The organism is Fictibacillus phosphorivorans (genome assembly GCF_001619875.1).
GTDB lineage: Bacteria > Bacillota > Bacilli > Bacillales > Fictibacillaceae > Fictibacillus > Fictibacillus phosphorivorans_B.
Map to the genome: position 1 here is coordinate 181,969 of NZ_LRFC01000034.1, position 15,901 is coordinate 197,869.

Below are 15,901 nucleotides of genomic sequence, written 5' to 3' on the forward strand. Positions count from 1 at the left end.
CGCTTACAATTTTGACGAATTAGCGTCTAAAATGTGAACGATTTGTTACAATTAGTATACCACAATAGGAGGAAAATGCCACATGGATTTGTACATTTTTTTGAAAATTCAAGTTTCTGAACAAAAAAAGAGCTCGAAGCCCTGTCAGGGCAACGAGTTCTTGATGAATAATATTATAATGGATAACGCCAAAACCTCTCATGCTTTACCCATTCTAGCATAGCAGGATCCTTCTTAACACTCTCTACGAGCCATTGGGTTTGTGATTTATGCGCTTTAATGCAATTCATTTTTTCCTCAAAAACATCAGATATATCTGTCACAATGTGTGGTGCACCAAGCTCAGCCTCAGAGTTTTTTGCAAAAGCTACACATAAGAGTTCAGGACGCTCCAACTCCGGCATGCTTTTAACTGCCCGAACGACAGCTCTTGCTGTAGCTTCGTGATCAGGATGGACGCTATATCCTGGATAAAAAGTGATCAGCTTAGTAGGTTTTACCTCTTCAATTACAGATAAAAATTTGTCAGCTAATCCTTTTTCATCTTCAAATTCTACTGTCTTATCACGCAATCCGAACTGGCGCAAATCGTCAATGCCTACAGCCGCACAAGCATCTTCCAGTTCTTTTTGACGAATAAGAGGAAGGGATTCCCTTGTTGCAAAAGGCGGATTTCCCATGTTTCTTCCCATCTGGCCAAGGGTTAAGCAAATGTAGGTAACAGGTGACCCTTTTTTCGTATGTTGAGCAATCGTTCCTGACACCCCAAAAGCTTCATCATCGGGGTGAGGGAAGATCACCAATAAATGATCGTTCATCATGTAACCTCCTTATACATCAAATGGGGAAGAGCTAAGCTGCAGTGCAACTGCAAGACGACCTTCTTGATCATGGCCTGCCATCAATAATCTTCCTTTAGAATCAATTTCCCAATGTGTTAATCCTTCAGCATAAATCCAGCCGAGTTCGATCTTTAAGCCCACTCTAAAAGGACCATTTCCCATAATCTTTCCTGACAGGGGGGTCACTTTTCCATTTCGGATATATGCGTTAACGGTAAGGACACTATCGTTATTGTGATTGGCATAAGCGCCATTGGTGGTTTCTAAATGTAGATAAAGTTCTTTTCCAATAAGCTGATCCAGTGTGTTCTGGACTTCATTGGCTTGTATGAGCTGCATATCTTCACACTCCTGTGCAGAATAGATGTATTTATTATAATTCAAAACTCAAAATAACGTGTATGATATGCCTGTATTGTTTACTCTTTGTAGTTTGAAAGTAGTTGATTTCCACTCCAGGTGCTCGCTTTCCGCGGGGCAGGCGGTGAGCCACATTTGTACGTTTCACTTTTAAGTGTCTCACCCGCCAGCCTGTCCCGCAGGAGTCTCGCACCTTACGCTTCAATCAACTAGTCAATGAAGAGATTGAAAAACAAATGCAAATACTACTAGTTTTAAGAATAGTTAACCTTCGCACCAGTATGCTCGCTTTTCTCATGGCGACGGTGAGCCTTCTTGATCTTACACTTGACCTATATTTACTATGATAAAAAAGAGACTAATCAACAAGATCAGTCTCTCCAAAAATTAATTGTTTAATTTTTCACGGTAAGCGCCATGCCATGTTGGCCCAACGTATTTGTTTAATTCAAACCCTGCTGCGATTGATTCTGTGATGAAGTCTTTTGCAGTAAGGATGGCTTCACGTACAGGTTTTCCTTTTGCAAGCTCAGCTGTAATGGCTGCTGAGAATGTACAACCCGCTCCGTGTGTCCACGTTGTTTCAATTCGATCAGATTCTATTACTTCGAATTCTTCTCCATCATATAAAACGTCAACTGCACTTTCGTGGTCTAATTTACCGCCGCCTTTGACGATTACATATTTCGCTCCATTAGCTTGAATCTTTTGAGCAGCTTCCATCATTTGTTCTACTGTTGTGATTGGTGCCATACCTGCTAGCTGTGCAGCTTCAAAAAGGTTTGGAGTTACTACAGTTGCTTTAGGGACTAATACATTTTGAAGAGTGCTCGCCAGTTCTGGGTGAAGAGGCTCTGCACCTTTACAAACCATAACCGGGTCAACCACTACATTTTGAAGATTGTGCTTCTCGATTAAATCAGCTGTTGTTTGAATCACTTCAACGGAAGCGAGCATACCTGTTTTTAGTGCATCAACGCCAATTCCAGATATAACCGTTTCTAATTGAGCTTTAAAAAGATCGAGTGGAAGCATGAATACTTCATGGAACCATTCGCGGTGTGGGTCTTGAGCAACCACAACATTTAAAGCGGTCATCCCGTAAACGCCTAGCTCCTGGAATGTTTTTAAATCGGCTTGAATACCAGCGCCGCCGCTTGTATCTGAACCTGCAATTGTTAGTGCTTTGTTAGGTGCCATCATTAAAATCTCCTTTATTCTCGTTTCTCTACCTGTAACAGATTATAGCAAAAGTTAAAGGGAAAAGGAAAAATTGAAGATTGCGGCATACAGGAAAATAGTACCATTGAAAACGTAACCATTGACTTATTTGTATATACAGGTTAAATTAGTTTTATGATTTGTATATACAAGTAGAACATCAAGAAAACATATATACACATTTGATTAAAGTACTAGTTTTCATCAAATGATAAATAAGGGTACAGAGGTATAAGGCTTTTTTTATCAAGTCGATTGGAAACGGTTTCTAGGAGGGAACTTCATGAGCAAAATTCGTGAATCAGCTGAACAAATCGTCGAGGCTCTCGGTGGTAAAGAGAATATTTCAGCAGCAACGCACTGTGTTACGCGCCTTCGTCTCGCTCTTAAAGATGAAGGGAAAGTGGACGAAAAAGCGTTGGAGAACATTGACCTTGTAAAAGGATCATTCTCCACAAATGGACAATATCAAGTCGTAATCGGTCAGGGTACAGTTGATAAAGTGTATAACGAGTTTATCGATATTACTGGAACAGGCCGAGCTTCGAAAGAAGACATCAAAGACGAAGCAAGCAAGAAGCTTAATCCTCTTCAAAGAGCGATCAAAGCTCTTGCAGATATTTTTATTCCGATCCTTCCTGCTATCGTAACGGCAGGTTTATTGATGGGGATCAACAACATTCTTACAGGTCCAGGAATCTTCTATGATGAGAAGTCTTTTATAGATGTTCATAAAAACTGGGCAGATCTAGCGGGTATCATTAATTTGATCGCGAATACTGCGTTCGTATTTTTGCCAGGGCTGATCGGTTGGTCAGCGGTTAAGAAGTTTGGCGGAAGTCCGTTACTTGGTATCGTTCTTGGATTGATGCTTGTCCATCCAGACCTTTTAAATGCTTGGGACTATGGGAAGACAAAAGAAATTCCAACATGGAACTTATTCGGTCTTCCGATTGAAAAAGTAGGTTACCAAGGTCAAGTACTGCCAGTATTGATTGCGTCCTATGTTCTGGCAAAAATAGAGCTTTTCTTGAAAAAACGTATTCCAGATGCACTTCAGCTTTTGTTAGTAGCACCAATCACACTACTCGTAACAGGATTTTTAGCATTTATCGTTATCGGACCAATAACTTTCACGATCGGTAATAGCATTACAGACTTCTTCGTATCGATCTTTGATAACTTTGCTTGGTTAGGCGGATTGATCTATGGCGGTTTCTATTCATTGCTCGTTGTAACAGGGATGCACCATACGTTCTTAGCTGTCGATCTGCAGCTTATTTCAAACACTGGCGGCACATTCTTATGGCCGATGCTAGCACTATCTAATATTGCTCAAGGTTCAGCAGCACTTGCTATGTTTGTTGCATCGCGTGACGAAAAGCTTAAAGGACTAGCTGGTACTTCAGCATTATCCGCTTATCTTGGAATCACAGAACCAGCAATGTTCGGGGTAAACTTACGCTTCCGATATCCGTTCATTTTCGCAATGATCGGTTCTGCGATTGCAGGTATTGTAATTACGATTGCGGGAGTTCGCGCTTCATCTATTGGGGTCGGCGGTATTCCTGGTTTCCTTTCAATCTTGCCTGGCGGCTGGGGATCATTCTTTATCGGAATGGGAATTGCACTTGTCGTCCCATTTGTACTGACATACCTTTATGCAAAAGTAAAAAAAGCTAAGTAAAACAAATTAACAAACAACCGGAGAGCACAATTTATTTCCGGTTGTTTTCATGATTACAACAATTTTATGGCGGTGATAAATATGAAGAAAGAACCATGGTGGAAGCGCTCGGTCGTATATCAAATCTATCCAAAGAGTTTCAACGACACGACAGGGAACGGAACAGGAGATATTCAAGGAATCATCGATAAGCTTGATTACCTGAAGAGTTTAGGAGTAGACGTTTTATGGCTGACGCCAATCTATGATTCTCCACAGCGTGATAACGGCTATGATATTCGTGACTACTATAAGATCTTTGAAGATTATGGAACGATGGAAGACTTTGATCGACTATTAGCAGAAGCCCATAAACGAGAACTGAAGATCATTATGGATATTGTAGTGAATCATACAAGTACAGAACATGAATGGTTTCAATCATCACGTCTTTCTAAAGAGAATCCTTACCGTGACTTTTATATTTGGAAAAACCCTGTTGAAGATGGGGAACCGACAAACTGGGTATCAAAGTTTGGCGGATCGGCTTGGAAACTTGATGAGGAAACGGGTCAATATTATCTGCATCTCTTTGACGTAACTCAAGCAGATTTAAATTGGGAAAACACTGAGGTTCGTCAGAAGGTGTATGAAATGATGAACTATTGGTTTGAAAAAGGGGTAGATGGCTTCCGTCTGGATGTGATCAATCTTATTTCCAAGAATCAGGAGTTTCCGAACGACGATGGATCTGTAGCCCCTGGTGATGGACGTAAATTCTATACAGATGGACCGCGGGTTCACGAATATATGCAGGAGATGAACCGTGAAGTTTTCTCAAAATATGACGTTCTTACAGTAGGGGAAATGTCATCGACCACGATCGATAACTGTGTAAAGTATACAAACCCTGATAGTAATGAATTAAGCATGACATTTAACTTCCACCATTTAAAAGTGGATTACCCAAACGGTGAGAAGTGGAGTGTGGCTGATTTTGACTTCTTAAAGCTAAAAGAAATCTTGTCAACCTGGCAAGTTGAAATGCATAAGGGAGGAGGTTGGAACGCACTTTTCTGGTGTAATCACGATCAGCCGCGAATTGTTTCCCGCTATGGAGATGACGGGAAGTATCGTGTGGAATCAGCGAAAATGCTCGCAACAGCCATCCACATGATGCAAGGAACGCCTTATATCTATCAAGGTGAAGAATTCGGAATGACGAATCCAAAGTTTGATTCTATTCACCAATATAGAGATGTTGAGTCGTTAAACATGTTCAGCCTTTTAAAAGAAGAAGGACGCAGTGAAGACGAGATCTTAGAAATTCTAAAACACAAATCACGTGACAATTCGCGTACGCCTGTGCAATGGGATGACAGTGTCAATGCTGGTTTCACGTCAGGTGAACCCTGGATCCCAGTAGCTGAGAACTATAAAGAAATCAATGCAGAAGCTGCAGTTAACGATAAAGACTCCATTTTTTACCATTACAAAAAGTTAAATCAGCTTAGAAAAGATGTGGATGTCATAACATACGGAGATTACCAGCTGATTTTAGAAGAACACCCTGAGATCTTCGCATTTGTTCGTAACGCAGAGAATGGGGAGAAACTGCTAGTTGTTAACAACTTCTATGGGAAAGAAGCAGAATTTAATCTTCCAGAGGGTGTTGATGTTTCAGGACTTAATCCAAATGTGCTGATCAGCAATTACGAGTCTCTGCCAGAAGATTTAACTTCATTTACATTAAGACCGTATGAATCTGTCGTTTTTCACTTAAAAAAATAATGCTACAATATACATGGTGAATAATGATGCGAAAAAATAAATTTCAAGAAATCTATCAAGAACTATCAATTCAAATACAAGAAGGCAAGCTGCGTGCGAATACGCAGCTTCCTTCAGAACATGACCTTGCTGACCAATACGACACCTCAAGGGAAACAGTCAGAAAAGCACTCAATCTTTTATCGCAAAACGGATTTATCCAAAAGATCCGTGGTAAAGGATCGATCGTCTTAGAAACAAATAAGTTCAGCTTTCCTGTTTCAGGTCTAGTAAGTTTTCAAGAGCTTTCAGTAACGATGGGGAAAAGCAGTGTAACGACGGTTCATGATTTTAGATTGATCGAACCGGATCAGTTTCTACAGCAGCAGTTGCAGACAGATTCAAACGAGTTGATATGGAAGGTTCTTCGTTCAAGGCAAATTGATGGCGAAACCATCATTTTGGACAAAGATTATTTTTTGAAAAAATACGTTTCAAAGCTTACAAAGGAAATTGCAGAGAAGTCCATTTACGATTATCTGGAAAATGAGTTAGGACTGAAGATCAGTTTTGCGAAAAAAGAAATCGTAGTCGTTGATTGTACGGAAGAAGATAAGCGATTGCTGGATCTAGGTGGGTTCGAACATATTGTAGTTGTAAAAAACTATGTGTATCTAGAGGACGCCAGCCTTTTTCAATACACAGAGTCACGACATCGATTAGATAAGTTCCGATTCGTAGATTTTGCGAGACGGGGAAGATAATAAGGAAGGAGCAGGTCATGATGCCTGCTCTTTTTGTCTTTTTAAAAGGCTATTTGCGTATTCAATGGTTGCTTTTAAGAGTAGTTGATTTCCATTCCAGGTGCTTCGCTTTCCGCGGGGCAGGCGGTGAGCCACATTCGATCATTTCATTCTTAAGTGTCTCACCTGTCCGCCTGTCCCGCAGGAGTCTCGCACCTTCCACTACAATCAACCGTTCAGAGAAGAAATTAAAAAGATTCAAAAGCAACAACCTTTGAAAAAAGAGCCTTATAAAATAACAGTGAATTAATGTCACCAACAGGGTTGTCTTATCATTTAATCTGCTGGATTCAAATCCGACACCCTTCGCATTCTCTTCTTTAATTTACCATGCTTGTGTTGACAGCTTCTGTAAAGTCCGTTATCATAATAAACAGTTACTAACATGCTTCAACGCATAAAAGCGTTTAAGTAAAACAGTAGATTGATCTTATGATTAATACGAACGGAGAGATTCATCATGAAAAGACAAATGACATTACCCGTGGCACTCGTTTTATTTGCAGCGATATTTGCTGTTATGTTTACGAGCCTTGTGTATATAAAAGTAGAACCTCATATCCCGTTGTTAGCCTGCTTAGTCTTGCTCGGAGCTATTGGCGCAGCGTTTGGAGCTTCGTGGAAAACAATTGAGAAAGGAATTCTAAACGGAATTATCTCTGGCTTGCAACCCATTATGATTTTATTGACAGTTGGACTTGTCATTGCAAGCTGGATGTTAAGTGGAACAGTCCCAACGCTATTGTTTTACGGTATGGATATCATACAACCAGAGTGGTTCGCAGTAAGTGCACTATTCATTACCGTGATTGTTTCTTCATTTACTGGAAGTTCTTTCACGACAGTTGGTACGGTTGGTGTAGCACTTATGGGGATAAGCCACGTGCTTGGCGTTAACCCGGCATTAGCAGCGGGTGCAATTGTATCTGGTGCATGCTTTGGAGATAAGATGTCACCATTATCAGATTCGACGAACTTTGCACCTGGGGTTGTAGGAGTAAATATGTTTGAACACATCCGTCATATGATGTGGACGACTGTTCCTGCATTTATCTTGACAGCTATCGCTTTCTTTTTACTTGGAGGAAGTGGCGGTAACGCAAATCTTCAAGAGATCAAAGAAATTCAAACTGTGTTATCAAGTGAATTTCCGATTCATGCTTTAACCCTTGTGTCACCCATTATTGTTTTGGTTTTAGCTTTCCGCAAATTGCCGATCATTCCTATCTTGCTAGCTGGAGTAATTGTTTCCATTGCCGTAGCCTTCTTTTTAGTACCTGATCTGACATTGCAAAAAGTGATCAATGTGATGCAAAACGGGTTACAGGCTGAAACAGGGAACGCGACAGTAGATAGCATAGTCAACAAAGGCGGATTGATGTCTATGATGTGGTCGATCTCACTTGTTTTGGTGGCTCTAGCATTAGGTGGAGTCATTCAAGCACTTGGAATGTTCGATCTTTTATTTGGAGCTGTAAAAGACACAACACAAAAAGCAGGGAAATTGATTGCGACAACACTAGCTTCTTCTGTTGGTATCAATTTGCTTGCAGGTGAAATGTATCTTTCAATCCTTTTACCAGGACAGGCGTTAAAAGATGCTTATGTAAAATCGGGAGTCCCATTAAAAAATTTATCTCGCACAGTAGAAGATGGCGGAACACTTGTTAATCCTCTCGTACCTTGGAGTGTAAGTGGTGCATTCTTCGCTTCAACTTTAGGAGTATCCGTTGTTGAATATATCCCATTCGCTTTATTCTTATGGCTATCACCAATGTTTACGTTATTACTAGCGTTTACAGGCTGGAGTATCGGTCAAAGTAAAAGTGATGAAAGAAATAATGAACATGCAGCAGCTTGAAGATGAAGAAGCGTCCTTAACAGGGCGCTTTTTTAGATTGAAAAAATTATCAATTATTGTTATCATTATCGATAACAATAACAAAAGGATGATTTTATGAAGCAGAAAAGTAGAGCGGATTTAATTTTACATCCTGTTCGCATGAAGATCATACAACATCTTGCAAAGGGTTCAGCTACCGTTTCTGAATTAAGAGAATGGATTTCAGATGTTCCGCAGGCTACATTATATCGGCATTTAAATGTACTTTATAAGAGTGAAATTATTTTTGTATCGGATGAGCGGAAGGTTCGTGGAGCTGTTGAACGAACATATGCCCTTGACCAGAATACGGCTTATATTTCAGCAGAAGAAGCGGTTAATCTAACTAGAGAAGAACATATGAAAATGTTCATGACATTTATATCCAATATAACCGGAGAAGTAGAAGCTTATTTAAAAGGCGATACAAATCTAAGTACAGATATCTTTGGGTATAATCAGTTAGATCTTTATTTAGACGAAGAAGAGTGGGAAGACTTAAGTAGTGGAATGCAGGAGTTAATCAGTAAATATGTATCCAACCGGCCTTCTAAACAAAATAAAAAGGTAACCCTCGTACAGATGTTAATACCAGAACCAAAAGAGAAACAATAGAAAGGCTGATATATTTTGCAGAATGATTTATACTTTGCATATAATGTATTTCCAACATCAGGAACCGTTATCGAAAATGATAACATTCATTTTAGTAGGGTAGGTGTTAGTAATGAATATGACTCGTTTTTATAGAAATCTATTCGAATTGAACGGTCATCCAATCGTGGCACGTTCATTAAAAAAATTCGCTCAGTCCAAAGTAAGCAAGCCTTTAATCCCGCATTTTGTGAAATTGTATAAAATTAATATGAACGAAGCGACTCGCAAGCTTCATGAATATCGTTCACTTCATGACGTTTTCATACGTGATTTAAAGCTAGACGCTCGCCCGGTTACATCAGAAACGAATGCGTTTGTGAGTCCTTGTGACGGCGTTTTATCCGTTGTAGATGAACTTACAGCTGAAAGCCGCTTTACTGTAAAAGGACAAGAGTATACAGTTGCTGAACTTTTAGGTTCTGAAACAGAAGCAGAGAAATATTCTGGCGGACAAGTATTTGTTTTTTATTTAAGCCCTACAGATTATCATCAAGTGCATGTTCCGGTAGACGCTGAAGTTGAGTCGGTATATACGCTTGGACGCGAAGCTGCACCAGTTAATGAACTAGGTCTTCGCCATGGAATACGGCCTTTGACCCGCAATTACAGGCTGGTTTCTAAACTCAATGCTGCTGGTCAGCCACTTGCACATGTTATGGTAGGTGCGTTGAATGTTAATACCATTGAGCGAACAAATCATGAGCCTGTTGTGAAAAGAGGAGATTCGTATGGCTATTTCTCATTTGGTTCTACAGTCGTACTATGCATTCCAAAAGGAGCGTTAAACTTCACAGGAAGAAAAGGATCAGTCAAAATGGGTGAGATCTTGGGGCAATGGATTCCAAAGGGAGTTTAATCAACATATTAAAAAAGAACACGCTTAGGCAGCGCGTTCTTTTTTGTCTTCTTGTACTTCTTTCTTTAATCCACCAGCGATAAGCGCAGTCACGATCGAACCGATCAGAATCGCTAATACATAAAGCAATGGATTTCCATTCACGATCGGAATGACGAACGCTCCTCCGTGCGGGGCAGGAAGTCCGATGCCAAACACCATTGAAAGCGCCCCAGCTATAGCTGAGCCTGCGATTGCTGCAGGAATTACACGGCCAGGATCGGCTGCTGCAAATGGTATTGCACCCTCAGTAATGAATGAAGCTCCCATAATATAATTTGTTTTACCTGCTTCTCTTTCAGCTTTTGTATATTTCCTTTTAAAAATGGTAGTGGATAAAGCAAGCCCAAGTGGGGGAACCATTCCACCAGCCATGATCGCAGCATGTGGAGCAAAGTTACCGGCATCGATCATGGCAATCCCAAACGTGAAAGCTGCTTTATTGATAGGTCCACCCATATCGACCGCCATCATTCCGCCTAAAATCAAACCAAGCAAGACAAGGTTTCCAGTACCCATTCCTTTTAACCAAACGGTTAATCCATCGTTCAATGCTTTTACAGGTTCAATGACAACGAACATCATGATGAGACCGGTTAAAAGAATGCCAAACAGCGGATATAGAAGTACAGGTTTGATCCCTTCTAGCGAATTCGGCAAATTGCTGAAAATCTTTTTCAACCCAACTACAAGATAACCAGCTAAGAAACCAGCGATTAAGCCGCCTAAGAAACCAGCTCCACCTGTTGCTGCCATAAATCCTCCAACCATACCTGGTGCAAACCCAGGCCGATCAGCTATACTCATCGCGATAAATCCAGCCAGTACAGGAATCATAAGAGCAAAAGCGTTCCCGCCACCAATTGTACTAAGTGCTTCAGCAATCGGGTGATAAGATGGATCATTCGGATCGGCTGCTTTTATGCCAAAGATAAATGAGATGGCGATTAAGATTCCGCCTCCAACAACAAAGGGAAGCATGTTGGAAACACCGCTCATCAAGTGTTTATAAAATCCGCTTCTTCCGGGCCGGGCAGTCACTGTATCTTCGTCAGACGAAGATTTCCCAGTACTTTTGTAAATAGGTGCATCTTGATTCAGTGCTTTTTGGATTAGTTCTTGAGGTTTTCTGATTCCTTGTGCAACTGGAACTTGAATGACATGCTTGCCGTTAAAGCGTTCCATGTCCACCTGCTTATCTGCTGCGACGATAATTGCATCTGCTTCTTCAATGTCCTTTGAAGTAAGCTCATTCTTCACTCCGCTGGACCCGTTTGTTTCCACTTTAATGAAAACATCCATTTCCTTTGCTTTTGCTTTTAAAGCATCTGCGGCCATATACGTATGAGCGATTCCTGTTGGACATGCAGTAACAGCTAGAATTTTTTGTTTAGAAAAAGCAACGGGTTGCTCGTCATCTTTCTCCATCTCTTTTTCTTTTGCATCAATCGCTTGTAAGATTTCTTCAGCTGAACTCGCAGAGTCAAGTTTGGACCTGAACTCAGCATCCATTAAGAAGCTGGAAAGACGTGAAAGAGTGGCTAGATGATCGTTGTTAGCGCCTTCATAAGCGGCAATCATAAAGAATAAGTGTGCATTCTGACCATCTAGGGATTCATAATCAATCCCAGCTTGTGAGCGTCCGAAAGCGATGGCAGGTTCTCTGACCGCATTTGTTTTTGCGTGAGGAATTGCGATTCCCTCACCAATGCCAGTAGTGCTCTGATTTTCTCTTGCTAGAATCGCCTTTTTGTATTCAATTTTATCATTGAGTTTCCCAGCAGATTCTAATTTTTCAATAAGTTCGTCAATAACGGCTTCCTTGGATTGAGCTTCTAAAGACAGTAAGATCGTATTTTTTGTTAGTAGATCAGTGATTTTCATTTTAACTCCTCCTCGAAGTTAGCTGATAGCTCTTCTATATGAATCTGTTTTCGTAAAATTTCAACTTGTTCCTTTGTGCAAAGGTCCTCTGAAAAGGCAGTAGCACTTCCTGAGGCAACGCCGTATTGAAACGCGGTTATTAATTCTCTGTCTTGGATGATTTGTGAAAGAAATCCTGCTACAACTGAATCTCCAGCACCAACAGAGTTTTTCACTGACCCAACAGGTACGTTAGCCAAAAGTACGTGATCTTTACTTATCAAAATGGCACCTTCTCCGGCCATAGAGACGATTACATGCTGGACACCTTCTTCAAGCAGTTTTTTGCCGTAAAAAATAGCATCTTCTTTATCTACAATCGTGGCTTGAAAAAGATCCCCAAGTTCATGGTGATTCGGCTTAATTAAGAATGGTTTATGTTTGAACGTCTTTCTTAAAGCTTCACCAGACGTGTCAATAACAGCCTTAATCCCTTTTTGAGTACATTTGTCTGTGATCTGTGCGTAAAAATCATCCGAGATGGAGGGAGGGATACTTCCTGCTAAAACGAGAATGTCTCCTTCGCTCATCACATCTATCTTTTGAAACAAGGAAACTTGATTTTCATTCGTTATGGATGGTCCTTGCCCATTAATCTCTGTTTCTTGTTGGGCTTTGAGTTTTACATTAATTCTTGTAACTTCTGTCACATCAATAAAGTCGTGCAAAATATCCTCATCTGTTAAAAAGTCCTTAACGAATGCCCCAGTAAAGCCGCCTGTGTAACCAAGTGCCGTACTCTTGATGCCTAAACGCTTAAGAACTCTTGAAACGTTGATGCCTTTTCCGCCTGGGTAGATGTGTGTGCTTGTTGTTCGGTTTAATTCGCCTTCTTTAAAGTTTTCTACGCTTGCTACATAATCGATGGATGGATTGAGTGTGCAAGTATAAATCATGATGTCACAACCCTTATATCTGTTTTGTCTTGGTAATCGTAAGCAACCTCTTCGTCAACTTCATTAGTGATAATAATCGCTTCGTTTAATTCAGCTACTTTTGAAAAAGATGCTTCGTTAAATTTTGTATGGTCAGCTAGCACGAACGCTTTCTGTGAAAGCGATATAGCTAGTTGTTTAACTGCGGCTTCTTCAGGATCTGGTGTAGTAAATCCTGCATGAAGATGAATGCCGTTTATTCCGAGAAACACTTTATCAAACCTGTACGAATTTAAGCTTTTTAATGCTGCACTCCCAACGAGTGCTTTTGTTTTTGATTTTACGAGACCGCCTATCAAATAGGTTTTGATCTCGTATTCATTCAAAGCGTCAAGATGGGAGATCGCATTTGTTACGACAGTTACTTCTTTATCTTGTAAGAATGGAATCATCTTCAGCGTTGTAGTACCTGCATCGAGGTAGATGCAATCACCTTTATCAATAAAATCACTGGCGAATTGAGCGATTTGCTCTTTTTCAGAAGCATTTCTTGCGGATTTTTCTACTACACTCAACTCTTCGCTTTTTTGATGGAGGAGAGACGCACCGCCGTGTACGCGTTTTAATTTCTTTTCTTTTTGGAGCTGACTTAAATCTCTTCTTATTGTAGATTCAGAGGACACTGTAGCATCCACTAATTCTTGTATGGTTACGACTTGCTTTTCGCCTAATACTTCAATAATTTTCCGATGTCTTTCAGGTGTTAGCATCCTGACACCTCCATAGCTTCAGTTTCGTTGACATCATTGTAACGTAAGCCCTTACATTTTTCAATCAAAAACAATCAAAAATAATCAAAAACAATCATATCCAAATGTATCCACCCAGTTTGGTATAATAATGAAAACATCGTAAAACAAGAAAGCAGTGAGTAAATTGACAGATAGAGAATTAAACACAGATTATCCGAAAACAAGAGCTTCATTGGCTGATGATCTTAAGGCATTGGGATTAATAAAAGGGATGACAGTTATCGTCCATTCAAGTTTAAAGTCTTTAGGATGGGTGGTTGGCGGCCCTGTTGCTGTCGTGCAGGCTTTGATGGATGTTGTAACGGAAGAGGGCACTTTAGTCATGCCAACACATACTGCTCATTACTCAGATCCAGCAGGTTGGTTGAACCCGCCAGTACCAAAAGAGTGGTGGCCAGTGATTCGAGAAGAAATGCCTGCCTTTGATCCAGAGATTACTCCGACTTATTTTATGGGGGCGATCGTTGAGGCATTTAGAACGTTCCCTGGTGTAATCAGAAGTAATCATCCGACAGAATCGTTTGCTGCTTGGGGGAAGAATAAAGAAACGATCATAAACGATCATTCCTTGGATTTTGGATTGGGTGAACAATCACCATTAGGAAAAATGTACAGATTGGAAGGTTTCGTATTGTTAGTAGGTGTTGGCTATGATTCAAACACAACCATGCATCTTGCTGAACACCGTATCCCAAATTTCAAAAGCGAAGTAAATGCTGGACCATTTTATAAAGATGGAAAAAGAGTTTGGGAGTCGTTCACTCAGGTTAGTTATCGAGAAGAACTATTTGAAGAGATTGGAATGGCATACGAAAAAACAGGTCACCCTGTAAGCAAAGGAAAGGCTGGACTCGCTGAGTGCAGGTTGATGCCACAGAAAGAATTAGTGGAGTTTACAGAGAATTGGCTGCTTCAGCATGACAAGAACAGCAAGCCTATTCATCATGCTTAATATTGGTTAAAACAGGGTATGTACATAAGCAAATCCAATGAAATGAGGGACTTGCTATGAGACGTACAGTACCCGCTACAATTATTTCATTTATTGTTGGTATCATTCAGCTTATCTTAGTTTTACGATTCATTTTTCAGTTGTTTAATGCAAATGAAGGAGCGACATTCGCACAGCTTATTTACGGACTAAGTCAACCGCTGCTGTTACCTTTTGCAGCCATTTTTCCTAACCTAGAACTCGCAAATGGGTTCGTGGTTGAATTGTCCACGATCGTTGCGATTATTGTGTATGGAGTAGTGGGCATGCTTCTGAAACGACTCTTCTCTGTAAGAAAAGAACCTGTTCACAGAGAGACCGTTATCAGAGAAGAACCAGGCATCCGTAACGAACAGACAGCACGTGAGAAAAGAATTATCAGGGAAGAAAGAAGATAAATAGGAAAAAAGCGTACATCTGACATATGAGATGTACGCTTTTTCATGGTCAGGAAACTATACTAAAGATCAAGCTTGTATAGCCAAACAGTCATGCATAGAAGTCAGAAAAATTGCCTATATTGTTCCGCGTAAATAGCTGTGCTGTGCGCGCAAATTACAATTGACGCTTGGATGTGCGTAGACTGCATTCTACTGCGCGGATGCAAAGAATAGTTGCGCGAATGTTTTTCTAAAAGCTTGTTGCTTTCAAATGTTATCTCCTATTATTGTTGATTGTAGTGTAAGGTGCGAGACTCCTGCAGGACAGGCGGGCAGGTGAGACACTTAAGAGTGAAACGTCCAAATGTGGCTCACCGCCTGCCCTGCGGAAAGCGAGCACCTGAAACGGAAATCAACTACTTTCAAAAGGGTATGTACTACGCGATCGTGATGACTTCGTACTTCGCGGAAAGCTCTACAAAATGCGCCATTCCGGAAATTTCTCCTGCAGCAAGTTCCTTTTCCACATTATAATGGTCAACGCAAGTTTTACAGCCGAACACTTTCACACCTTTATCTTCCATTTCCTTAAGATGCAGCGAACAAAGAGATTGTTCTGTGAGACAGTAAACGCCACGATTCATAAAAAAGATAGCAGCCGGCAGATCGGATTGTTGTTTTAATACGGTAAAATACGTTTCCATTACGTTTTCACCAAGAGCAGAGTCGTTACCAGTACCAAATGAATCAGTCGTTACTAGAATGATTTTATTTTGCATTCAAAATCACACCTCTCTTTTATAACTTTTGGCGTTAGCCAGGTT

15 protein-coding genes are annotated in these 15,901 nt (G+C 40.5%); 8 read left to right on the forward strand and 7 right to left on the reverse strand.

Features of this window, described 5'->3' with window-relative positions; all coding sequences use genetic code 11:
* Positions 1 to 173 precede the first annotated feature (173 nt).
* The 3 genes from bshB2 to pdxK all read right to left on the reverse strand — a co-directional run bounded on the left by bshB2 (position 174) and on the right by pdxK (position 2,402).
* Positions 174 to 821, reverse strand: a complete 648-nt coding sequence (gene bshB2, locus AWM68_RS14540) for a bacillithiol biosynthesis deacetylase BshB2 (protein WP_066243206.1) — start codon at positions 819 to 821, stop codon at positions 174 to 176.
* A 9-nt stretch (positions 822 to 830) separates the two neighbouring features.
* Complete coding sequence (locus AWM68_RS14545; RefSeq protein ID WP_066243209.1) at positions 831 to 1,181, reverse strand: YojF family protein; 351 nt, start codon at positions 1,179 to 1,181, stop codon at positions 831 to 833.
* Between the two features lie 408 nt (positions 1,182 to 1,589).
* Positions 1,590 to 2,402, reverse strand: coding sequence for a pyridoxine/pyridoxal/pyridoxamine kinase (gene pdxK, locus AWM68_RS14550; protein ID WP_066243213.1), 813 nt, complete (start codon positions 2,400 to 2,402; stop codon positions 1,590 to 1,592).
* A gap of 304 nt (positions 2,403 to 2,706) precedes the next feature.
* On the opposite strand from pdxK, the gene treP reads away from it, so the two are divergent.
* From treP to AWM68_RS14585, 6 genes are all read left to right on the forward strand, one after another.
* Complete coding sequence (gene treP, locus AWM68_RS14555; protein WP_066243216.1) at positions 2,707 to 4,110, forward strand: PTS system trehalose-specific EIIBC component; 1,404 nt, start codon at positions 2,707 to 2,709, stop codon at positions 4,108 to 4,110.
* Between the two features lie 81 nt (positions 4,111 to 4,191).
* Complete coding sequence (gene treC / locus AWM68_RS14560) at positions 4,192 to 5,880, forward strand: alpha,alpha-phosphotrehalase (RefSeq protein WP_066243217.1); 1,689 nt, start codon at positions 4,192 to 4,194, stop codon at positions 5,878 to 5,880.
* Positions 5,881 to 5,906: 26 nt separating this feature from the next.
* Positions 5,907 to 6,623, forward strand: a complete 717-nt coding sequence (gene treR / locus AWM68_RS14565; protein ID WP_066243220.1) for a trehalose operon repressor — start codon at positions 5,907 to 5,909, stop codon at positions 6,621 to 6,623.
* A gap of 499 nt (positions 6,624 to 7,122) precedes the next feature.
* Positions 7,123 to 8,523, forward strand: a complete 1,401-nt coding sequence (nhaC, locus tag AWM68_RS14575) for a Na+/H+ antiporter NhaC (RefSeq protein WP_066243224.1) — start codon at positions 7,123 to 7,125, stop codon at positions 8,521 to 8,523.
* 96 nt (positions 8,524 to 8,619) lie between these two features.
* Positions 8,620 to 9,159: a helix-turn-helix domain-containing protein gene (locus AWM68_RS14580; protein WP_066243227.1), complete on the forward strand. Its 540-nt coding sequence runs from the start codon at positions 8,620 to 8,622 to the stop codon at positions 9,157 to 9,159.
* 112 nt (positions 9,160 to 9,271) lie between these two features.
* A complete protein-coding gene (locus tag AWM68_RS14585; protein WP_066243230.1) occupies positions 9,272 to 10,057 on the forward strand; it encodes a phosphatidylserine decarboxylase in 786 nt (261 codons plus the stop codon).
* Between the two features lie 24 nt (positions 10,058 to 10,081).
* On the opposite strand, the gene AWM68_RS14590 is transcribed toward AWM68_RS14585, so the two are convergent.
* The 3 genes from AWM68_RS14590 to AWM68_RS14600 are packed head-to-tail and all read right to left on the reverse strand — an operon-like array spanning position 10,082 to position 13,664.
* A complete protein-coding gene (locus AWM68_RS14590; RefSeq protein ID WP_066243233.1) occupies positions 10,082 to 11,980 on the reverse strand; it encodes a PTS fructose transporter subunit IIABC in 1,899 nt (632 codons plus the stop codon).
* Entirely contained in the window at positions 11,977 to 12,915 is a 939-nt protein-coding gene (pfkB, locus tag AWM68_RS14595) for a 1-phosphofructokinase (RefSeq protein ID WP_066243236.1), read from the reverse strand. Before pfkB ends, AWM68_RS14590 begins: the two co-directional genes overlap by 4 nt.
* A complete protein-coding gene (locus AWM68_RS14600; RefSeq protein ID WP_066243238.1) occupies positions 12,912 to 13,664 on the reverse strand; it encodes a DeoR/GlpR family DNA-binding transcription regulator in 753 nt (250 codons plus the stop codon). The genes pfkB and AWM68_RS14600 overlap by 4 nt, the downstream gene beginning before the upstream one ends.
* A 157-nt stretch (positions 13,665 to 13,821) precedes the next feature.
* Between AWM68_RS14600 and AWM68_RS14605 the strand changes: the two genes are divergently transcribed.
* Positions 13,822 to 14,658 carry an aminoglycoside N(3)-acetyltransferase gene (locus AWM68_RS14605; RefSeq protein ID WP_419865590.1) on the forward strand — a complete coding sequence of 279 codons (837 nt, stop codon included), beginning with the start codon at positions 13,822 to 13,824 and terminating at the stop codon, positions 14,656 to 14,658.
* Between the two features lie 56 nt (positions 14,659 to 14,714).
* Positions 14,715 to 15,095, forward strand: coding sequence for a YggT family protein (locus AWM68_RS14610; RefSeq protein ID WP_066243242.1), 381 nt, complete (start codon positions 14,715 to 14,717; stop codon positions 15,093 to 15,095).
* A 419-nt stretch (positions 15,096 to 15,514) separates the two neighbouring features.
* Here AWM68_RS14610 and AWM68_RS14615 read toward each other — a convergent pair whose 3' ends face one another.
* Entirely contained in the window at positions 15,515 to 15,856 is a 342-nt protein-coding gene (locus tag AWM68_RS14615; RefSeq protein ID WP_066243245.1) for a DsrE family protein, read from the reverse strand.
* Positions 15,857 to 15,901: the final 45 nt, after the last annotated feature.